This window comes from Pseudomonas sp. TH37 (assembly GCF_016650735.1).
In the GTDB taxonomy this organism is placed as follows: domain Bacteria; phylum Pseudomonadota; class Gammaproteobacteria; order Pseudomonadales; family Pseudomonadaceae; genus Aquipseudomonas; species Aquipseudomonas farris.
Map to the genome: position 1 here is coordinate 689,361 of NZ_JAEKFD010000002.1, position 13,157 is coordinate 702,517.

At 59.5% G+C, this 13,157-nt stretch carries 9 protein-coding genes; 4 read left to right on the top strand and 5 right to left on the bottom strand.

What is annotated here, in order from left to right; genetic code table 11:
- Positions 1–125 precede the first annotated feature (125 nt).
- Positions 126–1,538: a cytochrome c oxidase accessory protein CcoG gene (gene ccoG / locus JFU11_RS08220; RefSeq protein WP_201060331.1), complete on the bottom strand. Its 1,413-nt coding sequence runs from the start codon at positions 1,536–1,538 to the stop codon at positions 126–128.
- Positions 1,539–1,733: 195 nt separating this feature from the next.
- Positions 1,734–1,967 (bottom strand): DUF3203 family protein, encoded by a 234-nt coding sequence (locus tag JFU11_RS08225; protein WP_201060332.1) that lies wholly within the window; start codon positions 1,965–1,967, stop codon positions 1,734–1,736.
- Between the two features lie 130 nt (positions 1,968–2,097).
- Between JFU11_RS08225 and JFU11_RS08230 the strand changes: the two genes are divergently transcribed.
- Positions 2,098–2,598: an MgtC/SapB family protein gene (locus JFU11_RS08230; protein WP_201060333.1), complete on the top strand. Its 501-nt coding sequence runs from the start codon at positions 2,098–2,100 to the stop codon at positions 2,596–2,598.
- An 18-nt stretch (positions 2,599–2,616) separates the two neighbouring features.
- On the opposite strand, the gene JFU11_RS08235 is transcribed toward JFU11_RS08230, so the two are convergent.
- Entirely contained in the window at positions 2,617–2,790 is a 174-nt protein-coding gene (locus tag JFU11_RS08235) for a hypothetical protein (protein ID WP_201060485.1), read from the bottom strand.
- Between the two features lie 214 nt (positions 2,791–3,004).
- Between JFU11_RS08235 and JFU11_RS08240 the strand changes: the two genes are divergently transcribed.
- From JFU11_RS08240 to glgB, 3 genes are all read left to right on the top strand, one after another.
- Positions 3,005–5,002 (top strand): alpha-1,4-glucan--maltose-1-phosphate maltosyltransferase, encoded by a 1,998-nt coding sequence (locus tag JFU11_RS08240; RefSeq protein ID WP_201060334.1) that lies wholly within the window; start codon positions 3,005–3,007, stop codon positions 5,000–5,002.
- Positions 5,003–5,163: 161 nt separating this feature from the next.
- Complete coding sequence (treS, locus tag JFU11_RS08245; RefSeq protein WP_201060335.1) at positions 5,164–8,505, top strand: maltose alpha-D-glucosyltransferase; 3,342 nt, start codon at positions 5,164–5,166, stop codon at positions 8,503–8,505.
- Positions 8,506–8,507: 2 nt separating this feature from the next.
- Positions 8,508–10,739 carry a 1,4-alpha-glucan branching protein GlgB gene (gene glgB / locus JFU11_RS08250; protein WP_201087362.1) on the top strand — a complete coding sequence of 744 codons (2,232 nt, stop codon included), beginning with the start codon at positions 8,508–8,510 and terminating at the stop codon, positions 10,737–10,739.
- 49 nt (positions 10,740–10,788) lie between these two features.
- Here the strand turns inward: glgB and JFU11_RS08255 are convergent, their stop codons facing one another.
- On the bottom strand, positions 10,789–11,856 hold the full coding sequence (locus JFU11_RS08255; RefSeq protein WP_123722946.1) for an autotransporter outer membrane beta-barrel domain-containing protein: 1,068 nt from the start codon (positions 11,854–11,856) through the stop codon (positions 10,789–10,791).
- Positions 11,857–12,283: 427 nt separating this feature from the next.
- A complete protein-coding gene (locus JFU11_RS08260; RefSeq protein WP_201121253.1) occupies positions 12,284–13,084 on the bottom strand; it encodes an endonuclease/exonuclease/phosphatase family protein in 801 nt (266 codons plus the stop codon).
- Positions 13,085–13,157: the final 73 nt, after the last annotated feature.

The window sequence follows — 13,157 nt, forward strand, 5'->3', positions numbered from 1 at the left end:
TCATTGAAAAAATGGGTGGCAGTCAGGTCGCCAAGATCGCAGCCTTCGGCAGCTCCTACAATGGATCGGCGTACACCTGTAGGAGCTGCCGAAGGCTGCGATCTTTGGCTTTGCATCTTAAAGGCTCAACGGTTCATCGGCGCAACAAAGCGGCTCTTGGCCACGCTGTAGATCTCCGGCTCATCGCTGTCGACAATTTTGAAACTGATGGTCTGCGAGCTGCTGCTCGGACGATCCGTGGTCATCGCCACCGACACCGGTACGTCGACGATCTCACCGGGGGCCAGGCTCAGTTCGGTCTTGCCTTGCAACTGGAAGCCGTCGCCATCGACCAGTGTCAATTGATAATCCTGACGTTGCTGGGTCTTGTTGATGACCTTCAGGCTGTAGATGTTTTCGATCTGGCCTTCACTGTTCTCGCGGAACAGGCCACGGTCCTTGCTCACGTCCAGCGACACCATCGGCCGTTCCACCAGCGCCAGGGCGAGGGCGCCGATCATCACCAGCAGCACCGCGCTGTAGCCGATCAAGCGCGGGCGCAGCAGGTGGGTCTTGCCACCCTGCAACTCATGCTCTGAGGTGTAGCTGATCAACCCACGGGCATAACCCATTTTGTCCATGATCGAATCACAGGCGTCGATGCACGCGGCGCAACCGATGCATTCCATCTGCAAACCGTCGCGAATATCGATGCCGGTTGGGCAGACCTGCACGCACAATTGGCAATCAATGCAATCCCCCAGCCCGACCTCGGTGGGTTTGACGTCGCGTTTGCGCGGGCCACGGTTTTCGCCGCGGGCCACGTCATAGGAAATGGTCAGGGTGTCCTTGTCGAACATCACGCTCTGGAACCGCGCATACGGGCACATGTGCATGCACACCGCTTCGCGCAGCCAACCGGCATTGATGTAAGTGGCCCCGGTGAAGAACAGCACCCAGAACAGGCTGACACCGCCGATTTGCAAAGTCAGCAGTTCTTCAGCCAGGGGGCGGATCGGCGTGAAGTAGCCGACAAACGTCAGGCCGGTGAGCAGGCTGATCGCCAGCCACAGGGTGTGTTTGGCCGAGCGGCGGATCAGTTTGTTCAGGCCCCAGGGTGCAGCTTGCAGCTTGATCCGTTGGTTGCGCTCGCCTTCGGTGAGCTTCTCGCACCACATGAAGATCCACGTCCAGGAACTCTGCGGGCAGGTGTAACCGCACCAGACCCGGCCTGCGAACACGGTGATCGCAAACAGGCCGAACGCGGCAATGATCAGCAGCGCCGAAAGCAGAATGAAATCCTGTGGCCAGAAGGTTGCGCCGAAGATGTGGAATTTGCTTTCGGAAAGGTCCCAGAGCACCGCTTGGCGGCCACCCCAGTTCAGCCACACCGTGCCGAAGAACAGCAGAAACAGAACCCCCGCGCCACTCATGCGCAGGGTGCGGAACAAACCCGTGAAGCTGCGAGTGTGGATCAGGTTGTCGCTGGATTTGGCCTTTATCTTTGGACGCAAAGGCTCGAACGTTTCAACGGTTCGGACGGGGATTCTATCGCTCATGGTCTTTCGCTCATCAGCCTCCATCAGGCCTGAGCACTATGACCAGCGATCTGTTTGCATAACAGACTCAGCTATAGCAATAAAAAGCGGATCAGATGAGTTTCTGGCACTCGCTTGCGACAACTTGATGCACCCGCAACGGCCGGCTGCAAACGCCTATGCCAGGTGTTTGCGGCGTGTGTTGATGCGGGTCAGTCAAATCACCGAATCACTGTCCGTGGCCTTCAAATGCCGGCGTTCATCCACTGCGCCTGCTACGGTCAATGCATCGGCTTCTGCTTCGGTGATGTAGATACGCTGGTCGTCGAGGTCGACCGCCGACATGGATTTTTCCCCGTCGGTGATGACGGTCACGTCGGAGCAAAAACGGATTTCTTCGCCGTTTTGGGTGATGAAGAAACAGGTCTGGTTTTCGATGCGCACGGTCATGGAGGCGTCCTTTTTTCGGCGGATTCTGAAGTGTTAGGGCGTATCCGCCGGTCATCGTTCTGTGCAACCGATTAATGGTGGGTGCGGTCCATCCTTTATCGAGTCATTACATCATCAAAAGGATTGCGCCATGGACGCCTGGTGGCACGAGGTTTGGGTGACGCTGCAAGCGGAGTTCGCCGACATTGGCGATGCTTCGCAGCTGACGCGCATTACGGTGCGCTTGCTGATCGCCGCTTTGCTGGGCGGCCTTCTCGGTTTCGAACGCGAGCAGAAAGGTAAGGCCGCCGGGGTTCGCACCCATATGCTGGTGGCGCTGGGCGCGGCGCTGTTTGTGCTGGTGCCGCAGATGTCAGGATCCCAGGCCGATGCCATGAGCCGAGTGGTGCAGGGCGTGATCGCCGGCATCGGCTTTCTTGGCGCCGGGACTATCCTGAAAAACACTGATGGCGATGAGGGCCATGTCAAAGGCCTGACCACCGCCGCCGGTTTGTGGATGACGGCGGCCATTGGTGTTTCGGCCGGAATGGGCCGCGAGGCGACAGCCGTGCTCAGTACGTTGCTGGCATTGGTGATTCTCGGTGTAATGCCTATCGTCGTGCGCCAGTTTGAAAAGGATCGACACCCATAATTTGAGTCTTCATGCAGTTTACGGACTCACGATTTCCGGCGGCTGGGAGCTAGGCGGCTCTTCCCGGGGTGGTGGGCTGGTGCCTGGCGGTTCCTGCTCGGGGACGGGGCCGGGTTCGGTTGGCGGTGTTGGCGGAATCGTCGGCTCATCGATGTTCGGATCGGGTGTCTCGGCCGGGATTGGAATGCTCATCGATAGTCTCCACTGGCAGATGGCGTGAGTCGTGCTTAAGTTGGTTGACCCGTACACAGGGAATTTGATTCCCCGAAAGACTTGGCAAATCCCTCTGAACTTTTACCGGCGCCTGCTGTTCGGAACTTAAGTGAGTTCATGTCGGGGCAGACCGCTTCGTGTGAACGACGACCAGGCACAAGAGCGTCCTTGGGGCGTTAAGGAGAGATGCTCGATGACCGCTGAAAAACCCACAGAGTTGAGCTACAACCCTCATATACCGCTGTCGCAAGCCTTGTTGTTGCCGCGCATCGTGATCGAAAACACTATGCCGATCCTCGATGGCGGCCAATTCGCCATTAAAGCCGTGATTGATCAGGATGTGGTGGTGACCAGCAAAGTATTTGCCGACGGTCACGACAAACTGGCCGTGCGCATCCGCTGGCGTGCCGACGGCGACGAAACCTGGCAGAGCGAGGTGATGGCCGAGCTGGGCAATAACGGCTGGCAGGGCCAGTTTCGTGTCAAGAAGCAGGGGCGTTATGTGTTCTGCCTCGAAGCCTGGATCGATCAGTTCGCCAGCTTTTGTTATGAGCTAGAGAAAAAACACGCCGTCGGCGTTCCGGTCAGCCTGGAATTGCAGGAAGGGCGCTCTCACGTCCAGCAGGCAGCCGAACGTTCCGAGGGCCCGCTCAGTGAACAACTGGCGGCGTTGCACCATGAGTTGTCCGGTCTGCTCGAAACCGAGCAGGTTGCCTTGTTTCTGCACCAACGTAGCGCGGATCTGATGGCCCAGGCCGACCATCGTCCGTTCCTGAGCCTGAGTCCTGAATACCCGGTGGACGTAGAACGAGCGCTGGCGCAGTTCGCCAGTTGGTATGAACTGTTTCCGCGCTCGATCACCGATGATCCGGCCCGCCACGGCACTTTCAACGACGTGCATTCGCGGCTGCCGATGATCCAGGACATGGGCTTCGACGTGCTGTATTTCACGCCGATCCACCCGATTGGCCGCAGCTACCGCAAAGGCCCGAACAACTCGTTGATCGCCGGCCCCGACGATCCGGGCAGCCCTTACGCCATCGGCAGTGAAGAGGGCGGGCATGAGGCGATTCACTCGGAACTGGGCACTCGCGAGGACTTTCGCCGGCTCGTCGCGGCCGCTGCCGAGCATGGGCTGGAAATCGCTCTCGACTTTGCGATTCAGTGTTCCCAGGATCACCCGTGGCTCAAACAGCACCCGGGCTGGTTCAACTGGCGGCCGGACGGCACGATCAAATACGCCGAGAACCCGCCGAAGAAATACCAGGACATCGTCAACGTCGATTTCTATGCCGTGGATGCCATTCCCAGCCTGTGGATCGAGTTGCGTGACATCGTGGTCGGTTGGGTCAAGGAGGGCGTGAAGCTGTTTCGCGTCGATAACCCTCACACCAAACCATTGCCGTTCTGGCAGTGGATGATCGCCGATGTGCGGGCGCTGTACCCCGAGGTGATCTTCCTGGCCGAAGCCTTTACCACCCCGGCGATGATGGCGCGCCTGGGCAAAGTCGGTTACTCCCAGAGCTACACCTATTTCACCTGGCGCAATACCAAGAGCGAGCTGGCAACCTATCTCACCGAACTCAACGAGTCGCCGTGGCGTGAATGCTACCGGCCGAATTTTTTCGTCAACACGCCGGACATCAACCCGGCGTTCCTGCACGAATCCGGGCGCGCCGGTTTTCTGATTCGTGCCGCGCTGGCGACCATGGGTTCCGGGCTGTGGGGCATGTATTCGGGCTTTGAACTGTGTGAAGCGGCACCGGTGCCGGGCCGGGAGGAATACCTCAATTCCGAGAAGTACGAAATCCGCCCACGGGACTTCAACGCGCCGGGCAACATCATTGCCGAAATCGCCCAGCTCAACCGCATTCGCCGGCAGAACCCGGCGCTGCATACGCACCTGGGCCTGAAGGTCTACAACGCGTGGAACGACAACATTCTGTACTTCGGCAAACGCAGCGTCGACGGCAGCAATTTCATTCTGGTGGCGGTCAGCCTCGATCCGCATCACGCCCAAGAGGCGAACTTCGAATTGCCGCTGTGGGAAATGGGCCTGCCCGATGAAGCCAGTACCCAAGGCGAAGACTTGATGAACGGCCACCGCTGGACCTGGCACGGCAAGTACCAGTTCATGCGGATCGAACCGTGGCATCTGCCGTTCGGGATTTGGAGGATTACTCGTTCCTGAGCCTAGCGAAGATCAATGTGGGAGCTGGCTTGCCTGCGATAGCGGTGGGTCAGCGCCGAACATGCTCACTGACAGATTGCTATCGCAGGCAAGCCAGCTCCCACACTGACCGCATTTCTTGAGGCAGTTGATGTTTTCCCAGAATTTTTCAGGAGTTACAAATGGCGAAGAAACCCAGGTCAGCCACCTTTATCAAGGACCCGCTCTGGTACAAGGATGCGGTGATCTACCAGGTTCACGTTAAGTCTTTTTTCGACTCCAACAACGACGGGATCGGCGACTTTCCCGGCCTTATCGCCAAACTCGATTACATTGCCGATCTGGGCGTCAACACCATCTGGCTGTTGCCGTTCTACCCCTCGCCACGACGCGACGATGGCTATGACATCGCCGAATACCGTGGCGTGCATCCTGACTACGGCACCATGGCCGATGCCAAGCGCTTCATTGCCGAATCCCATAAACGCGGGCTGCGGGTCATTACCGAACTGGTCATCAACCACACCTCGGATCAGCACGCGTGGTTCCAGCGCGCGCGCAAGGCCAAGCCCGGTTCGGCGGCCCGCGACTTCTATGTCTGGTCCGATAACGATCAGAAATACGACGGCACCCGCATCATCTTTCTCGACACCGAGAAGTCCAACTGGACCTGGGACCCGGTGGCCGGTCAGTACTTTTGGCACCGTTTCTATTCCCACCAACCGGACCTGAATTTCGACAACCCGCAGGTCATGAAAGCGGTGCTGTCGGTGATGCGTTACTGGCTCGACATGGGCATCGACGGTCTGCGGCTGGACGCGATCCCGTACCTGATCGAGCGCGACGGCACCAACAATGAAAACCTGCCCGAGACCCACGACGTCCTCAAGCAGATCCGTGCCGAGATCGACGCCAATTATCCCGACCGCATGTTGCTGGCTGAGGCCAATCAGTGGCCGGAAGACACTCAGCTGTACTTTGGCAACACCGACGCCACTGGCCAGAACGGCGACGAATGCCACATGGCCTTTCACTTCCCGTTGATGCCGCGCATGTACATGGCGCTGGCCCAGGAAGACCGCTTCCCGATCACCGACATCCTGCGGCAGACCCCGGAAATTCCCGCCAACTGCCAGTGGGCGATTTTCCTGCGCAACCACGATGAGCTGACCCTGGAAATGGTCACCGACCGGGAGCGCGATTACCTGTGGAATTACTACGCCGCCGACCGTCGGGCGCGAATCAATCTGGGGATTCGCCGGCGTCTGGCGCCGTTGTTGGAACGTGATCGTCGCCGCGTGGAACTGCTTAACAGCCTGCTGCTGTCGATGCCCGGCACGCCGACCCTGTATTACGGCGATGAAATCGGCATGGGCGACAACATCTACCTCGGCGACCGCGACGGTGTGCGCACGCCGATGCAGTGGTCGATCGACCGCAACGGCGGTTTTTCCCGCGCCGACCCGGCCAGCCTCGTGCTGCCGCCGATCATGGACCCGCTCTACGGCTACCTGTCGGTCAACGTTGAAACCCAGGCCGGTGACCCTCATTCGTTATTGAACTGGAACCGGCGCCTGCTCGCGGTGCGTAAGCAGTCCAAGGCCTTCGGTCGCGGGACATTGAAAATGCTCTCGCCGAGCAATCGACGGATTCTGGCGTATACCCGCGAATTCACCGGTCCGGACGGCAAGCACGAGATTATTTTGTGCGTGGCCAACGTGTCCCGCAGCGCACAAGCGGCGGAACTGGATCTGTCGGCTTACGTCGGCATGGTTCCGGTGGAGATGCTTGGCGGCAATGCGTTCCCGCCCATCGGCCAGTTGAATTTCCTGCTGACGCTGGCGCCTTACGGTTTCTATTGGTTCGGGCTGGCGGCGGAAAACCAAATGCCGAGCTGGCACGTGGAACCGGCGCAAAGCCTGCCGGACTTCACCACCCTGGTGCTGAAGAAACGCATGGAAGAGCTGCTTGAAGCACCGTCCCGCCACACCCTGGAGCAGGGCATTCTGCCGAGCTGGTTGCAGAATCGCCGCTGGTACGCCGGCAAAGACGGCGTCATCGACAACGTCAACCTCGCTTACGGCGTGCGTTTCGGCGACCCGCTGCACCCAGTGCTTCTGGGCGAAATCGACGTCACCAGCGGCGGTCAGACCAGCCGTTATCAGTTGCCATTCGGTTTTATCTCCGAGGAGCAGGTGGGCGCGGCGTTGCCACAGCAATTAGCACTGGCCCGGGTTCGGCGCGGGCGTCAGGTTGGCCTGATCACCGATGCCTTCAGCCTCGACAGCTTTGTGCATGCCGTGTTGCAGGGCATGCAGGCCGGCACGGTATTGTCATCCGACGGTGGCGAGATCCGCTTCGAACCGACCGACGAACTGACCAGGCTTGGCCTGACGGCCGAATCGGAGGTGCGCTACCTGTCCGCCGAGCAATCCAACAGTTCGGTAGTGATCGGCAGCAGCCTGGTGCTGAAACTGATCCGCAAGGTCGCGACAGGGGTGCACCCGGAACTGGAAATGAGTGCGTACCTGACCCATGCCGGTTTCCAGAATATTTCGCCGCTGCTGGGCGCGGTGATTCGTCGCAATGCGGCAGGCGAGGACACGCTGTTGATGATCGCCCAAGGCTACTTGAGCAATCAGGGCGACGCGTGGGAGTGGACCCAGAACAACCTCGAACGGGCGCTTCGCGACGAACTCGCCGATGCTGTGTCCGAGCAGGAGCAGCACTACAACGCCCTTGGCGAGCTGAAGGATTTTGCTGGCATGCTCGGCCAGCGTCTGGGGGAAATGCATCAGGTGTTGGCCGCCCCGAGCGCCAATCCGGACTTCGCCCCACAGATCACCACGCAGAAAGATGCCCTGGTCTCGGCCAAGGATGTGGCGGCGCAACTGGAACATGCCCTGAAGTTACTCAAGCAGCATCAAACTGAACTGAACGCTGCGGACCAGGCATTGGTCAGTCGCTTGCTGGACAACAAAAAAACCATCCTCAGTCATGTTCAGGAGTTGGGTAAGAAAGCGGCTGGTGGCCTGCGCATTCGCGTCCATGGTGACTTGCACCTGGGGCAGGTGCTGGTGATCAAGGGCGATGCCTACCTGATCGATTTCGAGGGCGAGCCGGCGCGGCCGCTGCATGAGCGCCGCGGTAAACACAGCCCTTATAAAGATGTCAGCGGCGTATTGCGCTCCTTCGATTACGCCGCGGCGATGACAATCAACGTGCATAACGTCGATAACACCGCCGAGGCCCAAGCCGCGCGTCAACGGGTCGCCGATCGTTATCTGAGGGAAGCGCGGCAAGCATTTGTCGACGCTTATCGGCTGGCGGCAGCTAGTCTTGCTCATGCATGGCAAGATCCCGAAGGCGAAGACGCCGCGCTGGCGTTGTTCAGTCTGGAGAAGGCGGCTTATGAAGTGGCCTATGAGGCTGAAAATCGCCCCACCTGGCTGCCCGTGCCGTTGCACGGTCTGTACGGGTTATTGAGTGGGCTCAAACCCTTTTCCGATCTTGGTGGAGAGTAGTCATGAGTATCTCGAACAAGGAACAGGGGCATGTGGGACAGGCGCTGCTACCCAGGGCGCGGGATATCGATGCGTTGGTACGCGCCGAGCACCAAGACCCCTTTGCAATTCTCGGCCCGCATGGCGATGGCGCCGGCGGGCAGTTCATTCGAGCCTATCTACCGGACGCCTTGAGCGTGCAGGTGGTGGACAAAGAGTCCGGGGAGGAACTCGGCAGCCTTGAGACCACCCAAACCCCGGGGCTGTTCGTCGGGCACTTCGAGGGGGCCCGGCCCTATCTGTTGCGAACCCGTTGGGCCGGTGGCGAGCAACTCGCCGAGGACCCTTACAGCTTTGGCCCGTTACTCGGCGAAATGGATTTGTACCTGTTCGCCGAGGGTAATCACCGGGACTTGAGCAGTTGCCTCGGCGCGCAGCTGAAGACGGTCGATGGCGTGGATGGCGTGCGCTTCGCCGTGTGGGCGCCGAATGCCAGAAGGGTTTCGGTGGTCGGTGATTTCAACGTCTGGGACGGTCGCCGGCATCCGATGCGTCTGCGCCACCCTACCGGGGTCTGGGAGTTGTTCATTCCGCGCCTGCAAGCGGGGGAGGCCTACAAATACGAAATCCTCGGTGCCCACGGCATTCTGCCGCTCAAGGCCGACCCGATGGCCCTTGCCACCGCTTTGCCACCGGACACGGCATCGAAAGTCGCCTCACCGCTGAAAATCGACTGGCAGGACCACGCCTGGATGCAGTCGCGGGGCGAGCGTCAGCGAACCAGCGCACCGTTGTCGATCTACGAGTTGCACGCCGGTTCCTGGCAATGCGAGCTGGATGACCTGGGCGAGGTCGCCCGTCAGTACACCTGGCCCGAGTTGGCCGAGCGGCTGATTCCTTATGTGAAGGAGCTGGGTTTCACCCACATCGAACTGATGCCGATCATGGAGCATCCATTCGGTGGCTCCTGGGGTTATCAACTGCTGTCGCAATTCGCCCCGAGCGCCCGTTACGGCACGCCGGATGACTTCGCCGCGTTCGTCAATGCCTGTCACCAGGCCGAGATCGGCGTGATCCTCGATTGGGTGCCAGCGCATTTTCCCACCGATACCCACGGCCTGGCGCAGTTCGACGGCACCGCGTTGTATGAGTACGGCAACCCGCAGGAAGGTTTTCACCAGGATTGGGACACGCTGATCTACAACCTGGGCCGCACCGAGGTGCATGGCTACATGCTGGCGTCGGCGCTGCACTGGCTCAAGCATTTCCACGTCGATGGCCTGCGCGTGGACGCAGTGGCGTCGATGCTGTATCGCGATTACTCGCGCAAGGCCGGCGAATGGGTGCCCAACCGTCACGGCGGTCGGGAGAATCTGGAAGCCATTGATTTCGTCCGCCATCTCAATGATGTAGTGGCCCTGGAAACGCCGGGCGCGCTGGTGATTGCCGAAGAGTCCACGGCGTGGCCGGGTGTCAGCCAGAGCACGCAACAGGGTGGGCTGGGTTTTGCCTATAAGTGGAACATGGGCTGGATGCACGACTCGCTGCATTACATTCAGCAGGATCCGGTGTACCGCGCCCATCACCACAACGAGCTGAGTTTCGGCCTGGTGTATGCCTGGTCCGAGCGCTTCATCCTGCCGATTTCGCACGATGAAGTGGTGCATGGCAAGCATTCGCTGATTGACAAGATGCCGGGGGACCGTTGGCAGAAGTTTGCCAACCTGCGGGCTTATCTGAGTTTCATGTGGACGCATCCCGGCAAGAAACTGTTGTTCATGGGCTGCGAATTCGGCCAGTGGCGAGAGTGGAATCACGATCAGCAACTGGACTGGTATTTGCTGCAATACCCGGAACACCAAGGGGTGCGCAAACTGGTCGGTGACCTGAATCGGTTGTATCGCGAAGAGCCGGCGCTGCACGATCAGGACGACGCCCCGCAAGGCTTCCAGTGGTTAATTGGCGACGATGCGGTCAACAGCGTTTACGCCTGGCTGCGCTGGAGCAAGGACGGGCGGCCGGTGTTGGTGGTGGCCAACTTCACCCCGGTGCCGCGACAGGCCTACCGCGTCGGCGTGCCGTTTGCCGGGCGCTGGGTCGAGTTGATCAACAGCGATGCCGACACTTATGCCGGGTCCAACTACGGTAACGGCGGCGGGGTGTTCACCGACGAAGAACCGAGCCATGGCCAGGCCCTCTCACTGGAGTTGAACCTGCCGCCGTTGGCGGTGTTGATTTTGCGTCCGGAGGGTTAGGATCTTGATCGTTCCCACGCTCTGCGTGGGAACGATCATCGGCCAGGCTTCACCACCGCATCCGCACCCCAAGGCTGCCAATCAACCCGTTCAAATCATTGTCATCCACATCGCTGCTGTAATCGGCGCTGATATACAGGCTGACCAAAGGCGTCACTTTGGCCACCAAACCCAGACCCACATCCACCGTCGAGGATTTGCGACTGCTGCTGATTTTGTCGACCTGATCCAGGCTCACGGTATTGCCGGTGTACACCGTGTGCCACACATTGGTGCGCACATACGGTTCGACGGGCAGGCCGTTAATATCGTAACTGCCTTTCAAGCGCGCACCGACACGACCACTCCAGGACGTCAAGTCGCTGGATGACGCATTACCAGAACCGGCATTGGGCGTATCCAGCGTAATGCGTTGATTGATCAATTGTGCCTGGGGTTCGATCACCCAGTTATTACCCAGGCCAATCGGGAAACCACCTTCCACCGACAACGTCACCGCGCTGCCTTCGGCGGCTTGTCGCGCGCCTTGGTCATTGCGGCTGTAACCGTTGACCCGGCCACCGCTGGCCGACAAGTCAACGTGCCAGCCTTGCGGGCCGGTCAGGCTCCAGTAGGCGCCGAGACTTTGGCCTTGAAGGTTGAGCGTGTCATGGCCGGGGTCGGCAAGGGCGCGACTGGTCAGCAGCCCATTGTCATTGCCCTGGAATTGGGTGGTGCCGCCGATCAGTCCGACCCGTTGGGTATGGCCGCTATTGCTTTGTACGGTCAGCAGCGCCGGGCCTTTGAATTCGCTGGAGCCGGGGATAGAAGAACCTTGGGCCAGAGAGTCGGTTTGGGCCTGTCGTGAGGTTTTTCCATAGACGTGGTCCCAGGCTGAAGGCGAGGCATCTTCAACTGTCAGGCGTGAGCTTTGTAAGTCTGGATTGACGCGTGAACGGCCGGGATAGGGGGGGGCACTGGCAGGTAAGGTGAGGCCAGGTAACTCCTGGTTATACAAAGGGGTTGTTTCGTCCTCGGCAGACGCGGCCTGCACCTCCATGGATGAGCACAGCAGTAATGAACTCGTGACAGTGCAAAAAGTGATTTTGATCTCTTGTGGGGTGAACGACGTTTTCATGGGGGTCTACCTTGCAATCGCATGCGTATCTCGCTTTGGCGTCTCTCCTACCCCGAATGAGGGGCGACCGAATGGATTGAGGCAAGGGCAGACCCGCCCGTTTTTACAGGAGTCTGGAGGCTTGCCCCTGATGGATTTCCGGGGGTAGTAAGGACTAGCTAAGAAGACTGCTGACGCTGCGTCAAGAAAGTGGCCGATAAGCGGTACGGCTATTTTATGCGTTGTAAGTGACTGATTTTTGGCGCGTATATAAGTTGTTGTTTGTGCAAAAAATCATCCCGAAAGCGCGAGCCAGACGCGTTGGGTAGGGGGCTATCGGTTGTTTGGCGGATGATCCAGTGCAGGATAAACAAACGGCATCGGAGCGCCATTGCTGTCATTTTTTCTGTCAGAGTTGGCAGTCCTTGGCGACTGTCGTTTGACGGAGTTACAGACGCACTTCCACCGCCAGCGGTAAATGGTCCGACAGATGCGTCCAGGGTTTGTGGCCGAGTATTCGCGGTTCATGACTGGTGGCATTACGCAGGTAGATCCGGTCCAGGCGCAGCAGGGGAAAACGCGCCGGGTAAGTTTTCGCCGGCCGGCCATGATGGCGTTCGAAGGCTTCATGCAGGTAATCGCGCTGGGCGAGGGCGGCATTGCCTTGCAACTGCCAGTCGTTGAAGTCGCCGGCAATGATCACCGGGGCGTCATCGGGCAGCGATTCGAGCAACAGGCAGAGCAACTGCAACTGGAGTTGTCGATGGCTTTCCAACAGGCTCAGGTGCACGCAGATGGCATGCACTTCGGCATTCCCCGGCACATCCAGCACACAGTGCAACAACCCACGCCGCTCGGGGCCGGTGATCGAGACGTCGAGGTTGCGAAATTCGCGGATCGGGTATTTCGACAGCAGGGCATTGCCGTGGTGGCCGTCGGGGTAGACCGCGTTGCGACCGTAAGCGAAGTCGCTCCACATGCTGTCGGCCAGGAACTCGTATTGCGAGGTCTGTGGCCAATCGTTGTAACGGGAAGAATGCCGGTCGTGCTCACCGACTACCTCCTGCAGAAACACCAGGTCTGCCGACGTGCTGCGTACCGCTTCACGCAGTTCCGGGAGGATGAAGCGCCGGTTGAGGGCGGTGAAGCCTTTGTGGGTGTTGACCGTCAGCACTCTCAGTCGATGAATCGCCGGAGGCGTGTTCGGTGGCGTTGATTCGACGGCCTGTCGTTCGGCATCGCTGGTCACGTTCACTCCTCTGAATCAGGGCTGCTGTTTCCATGCGACTGATACGCGGGCGAGCAGTTCAGCGTGATGTGTC

Bases quoted from the DNA above. Each gene is read 5' to 3' on its own strand.
- ccoG (WP_201060331.1), bottom strand. From the start codon at position 1,538: ATGAGCGATAGAATCCCCGTCCGAACCGTTGAAACGTTCGAGCCTTTG.
- JFU11_RS08225 (WP_201060332.1), bottom strand. From the start codon at position 1,967: ATGACCGTGCGCATCGAAAACCAGACCTGTTTCTTCATCACCCAAAAC.
- JFU11_RS08230 (WP_201060333.1), top strand. From the start codon at position 2,098: ATGGACGCCTGGTGGCACGAGGTTTGGGTGACGCTGCAAGCGGAGTTC.
- JFU11_RS08235 (WP_201060485.1), bottom strand. From the start codon at position 2,790: ATGAGCATTCCAATCCCGGCCGAGACACCCGATCCGAACATCGATGAG.
- JFU11_RS08240 (WP_201060334.1), top strand. From the start codon at position 3,005: ATGACCGCTGAAAAACCCACAGAGTTGAGCTACAACCCTCATATACCG.
- treS (WP_201060335.1), top strand. From the start codon at position 5,164: ATGGCGAAGAAACCCAGGTCAGCCACCTTTATCAAGGACCCGCTCTGG.
- glgB (WP_201087362.1), top strand. From the start codon at position 8,508: ATGAGTATCTCGAACAAGGAACAGGGGCATGTGGGACAGGCGCTGCTA.
- JFU11_RS08255 (WP_123722946.1), bottom strand. From the start codon at position 11,856: ATGAAAACGTCGTTCACCCCACAAGAGATCAAAATCACTTTTTGCACT.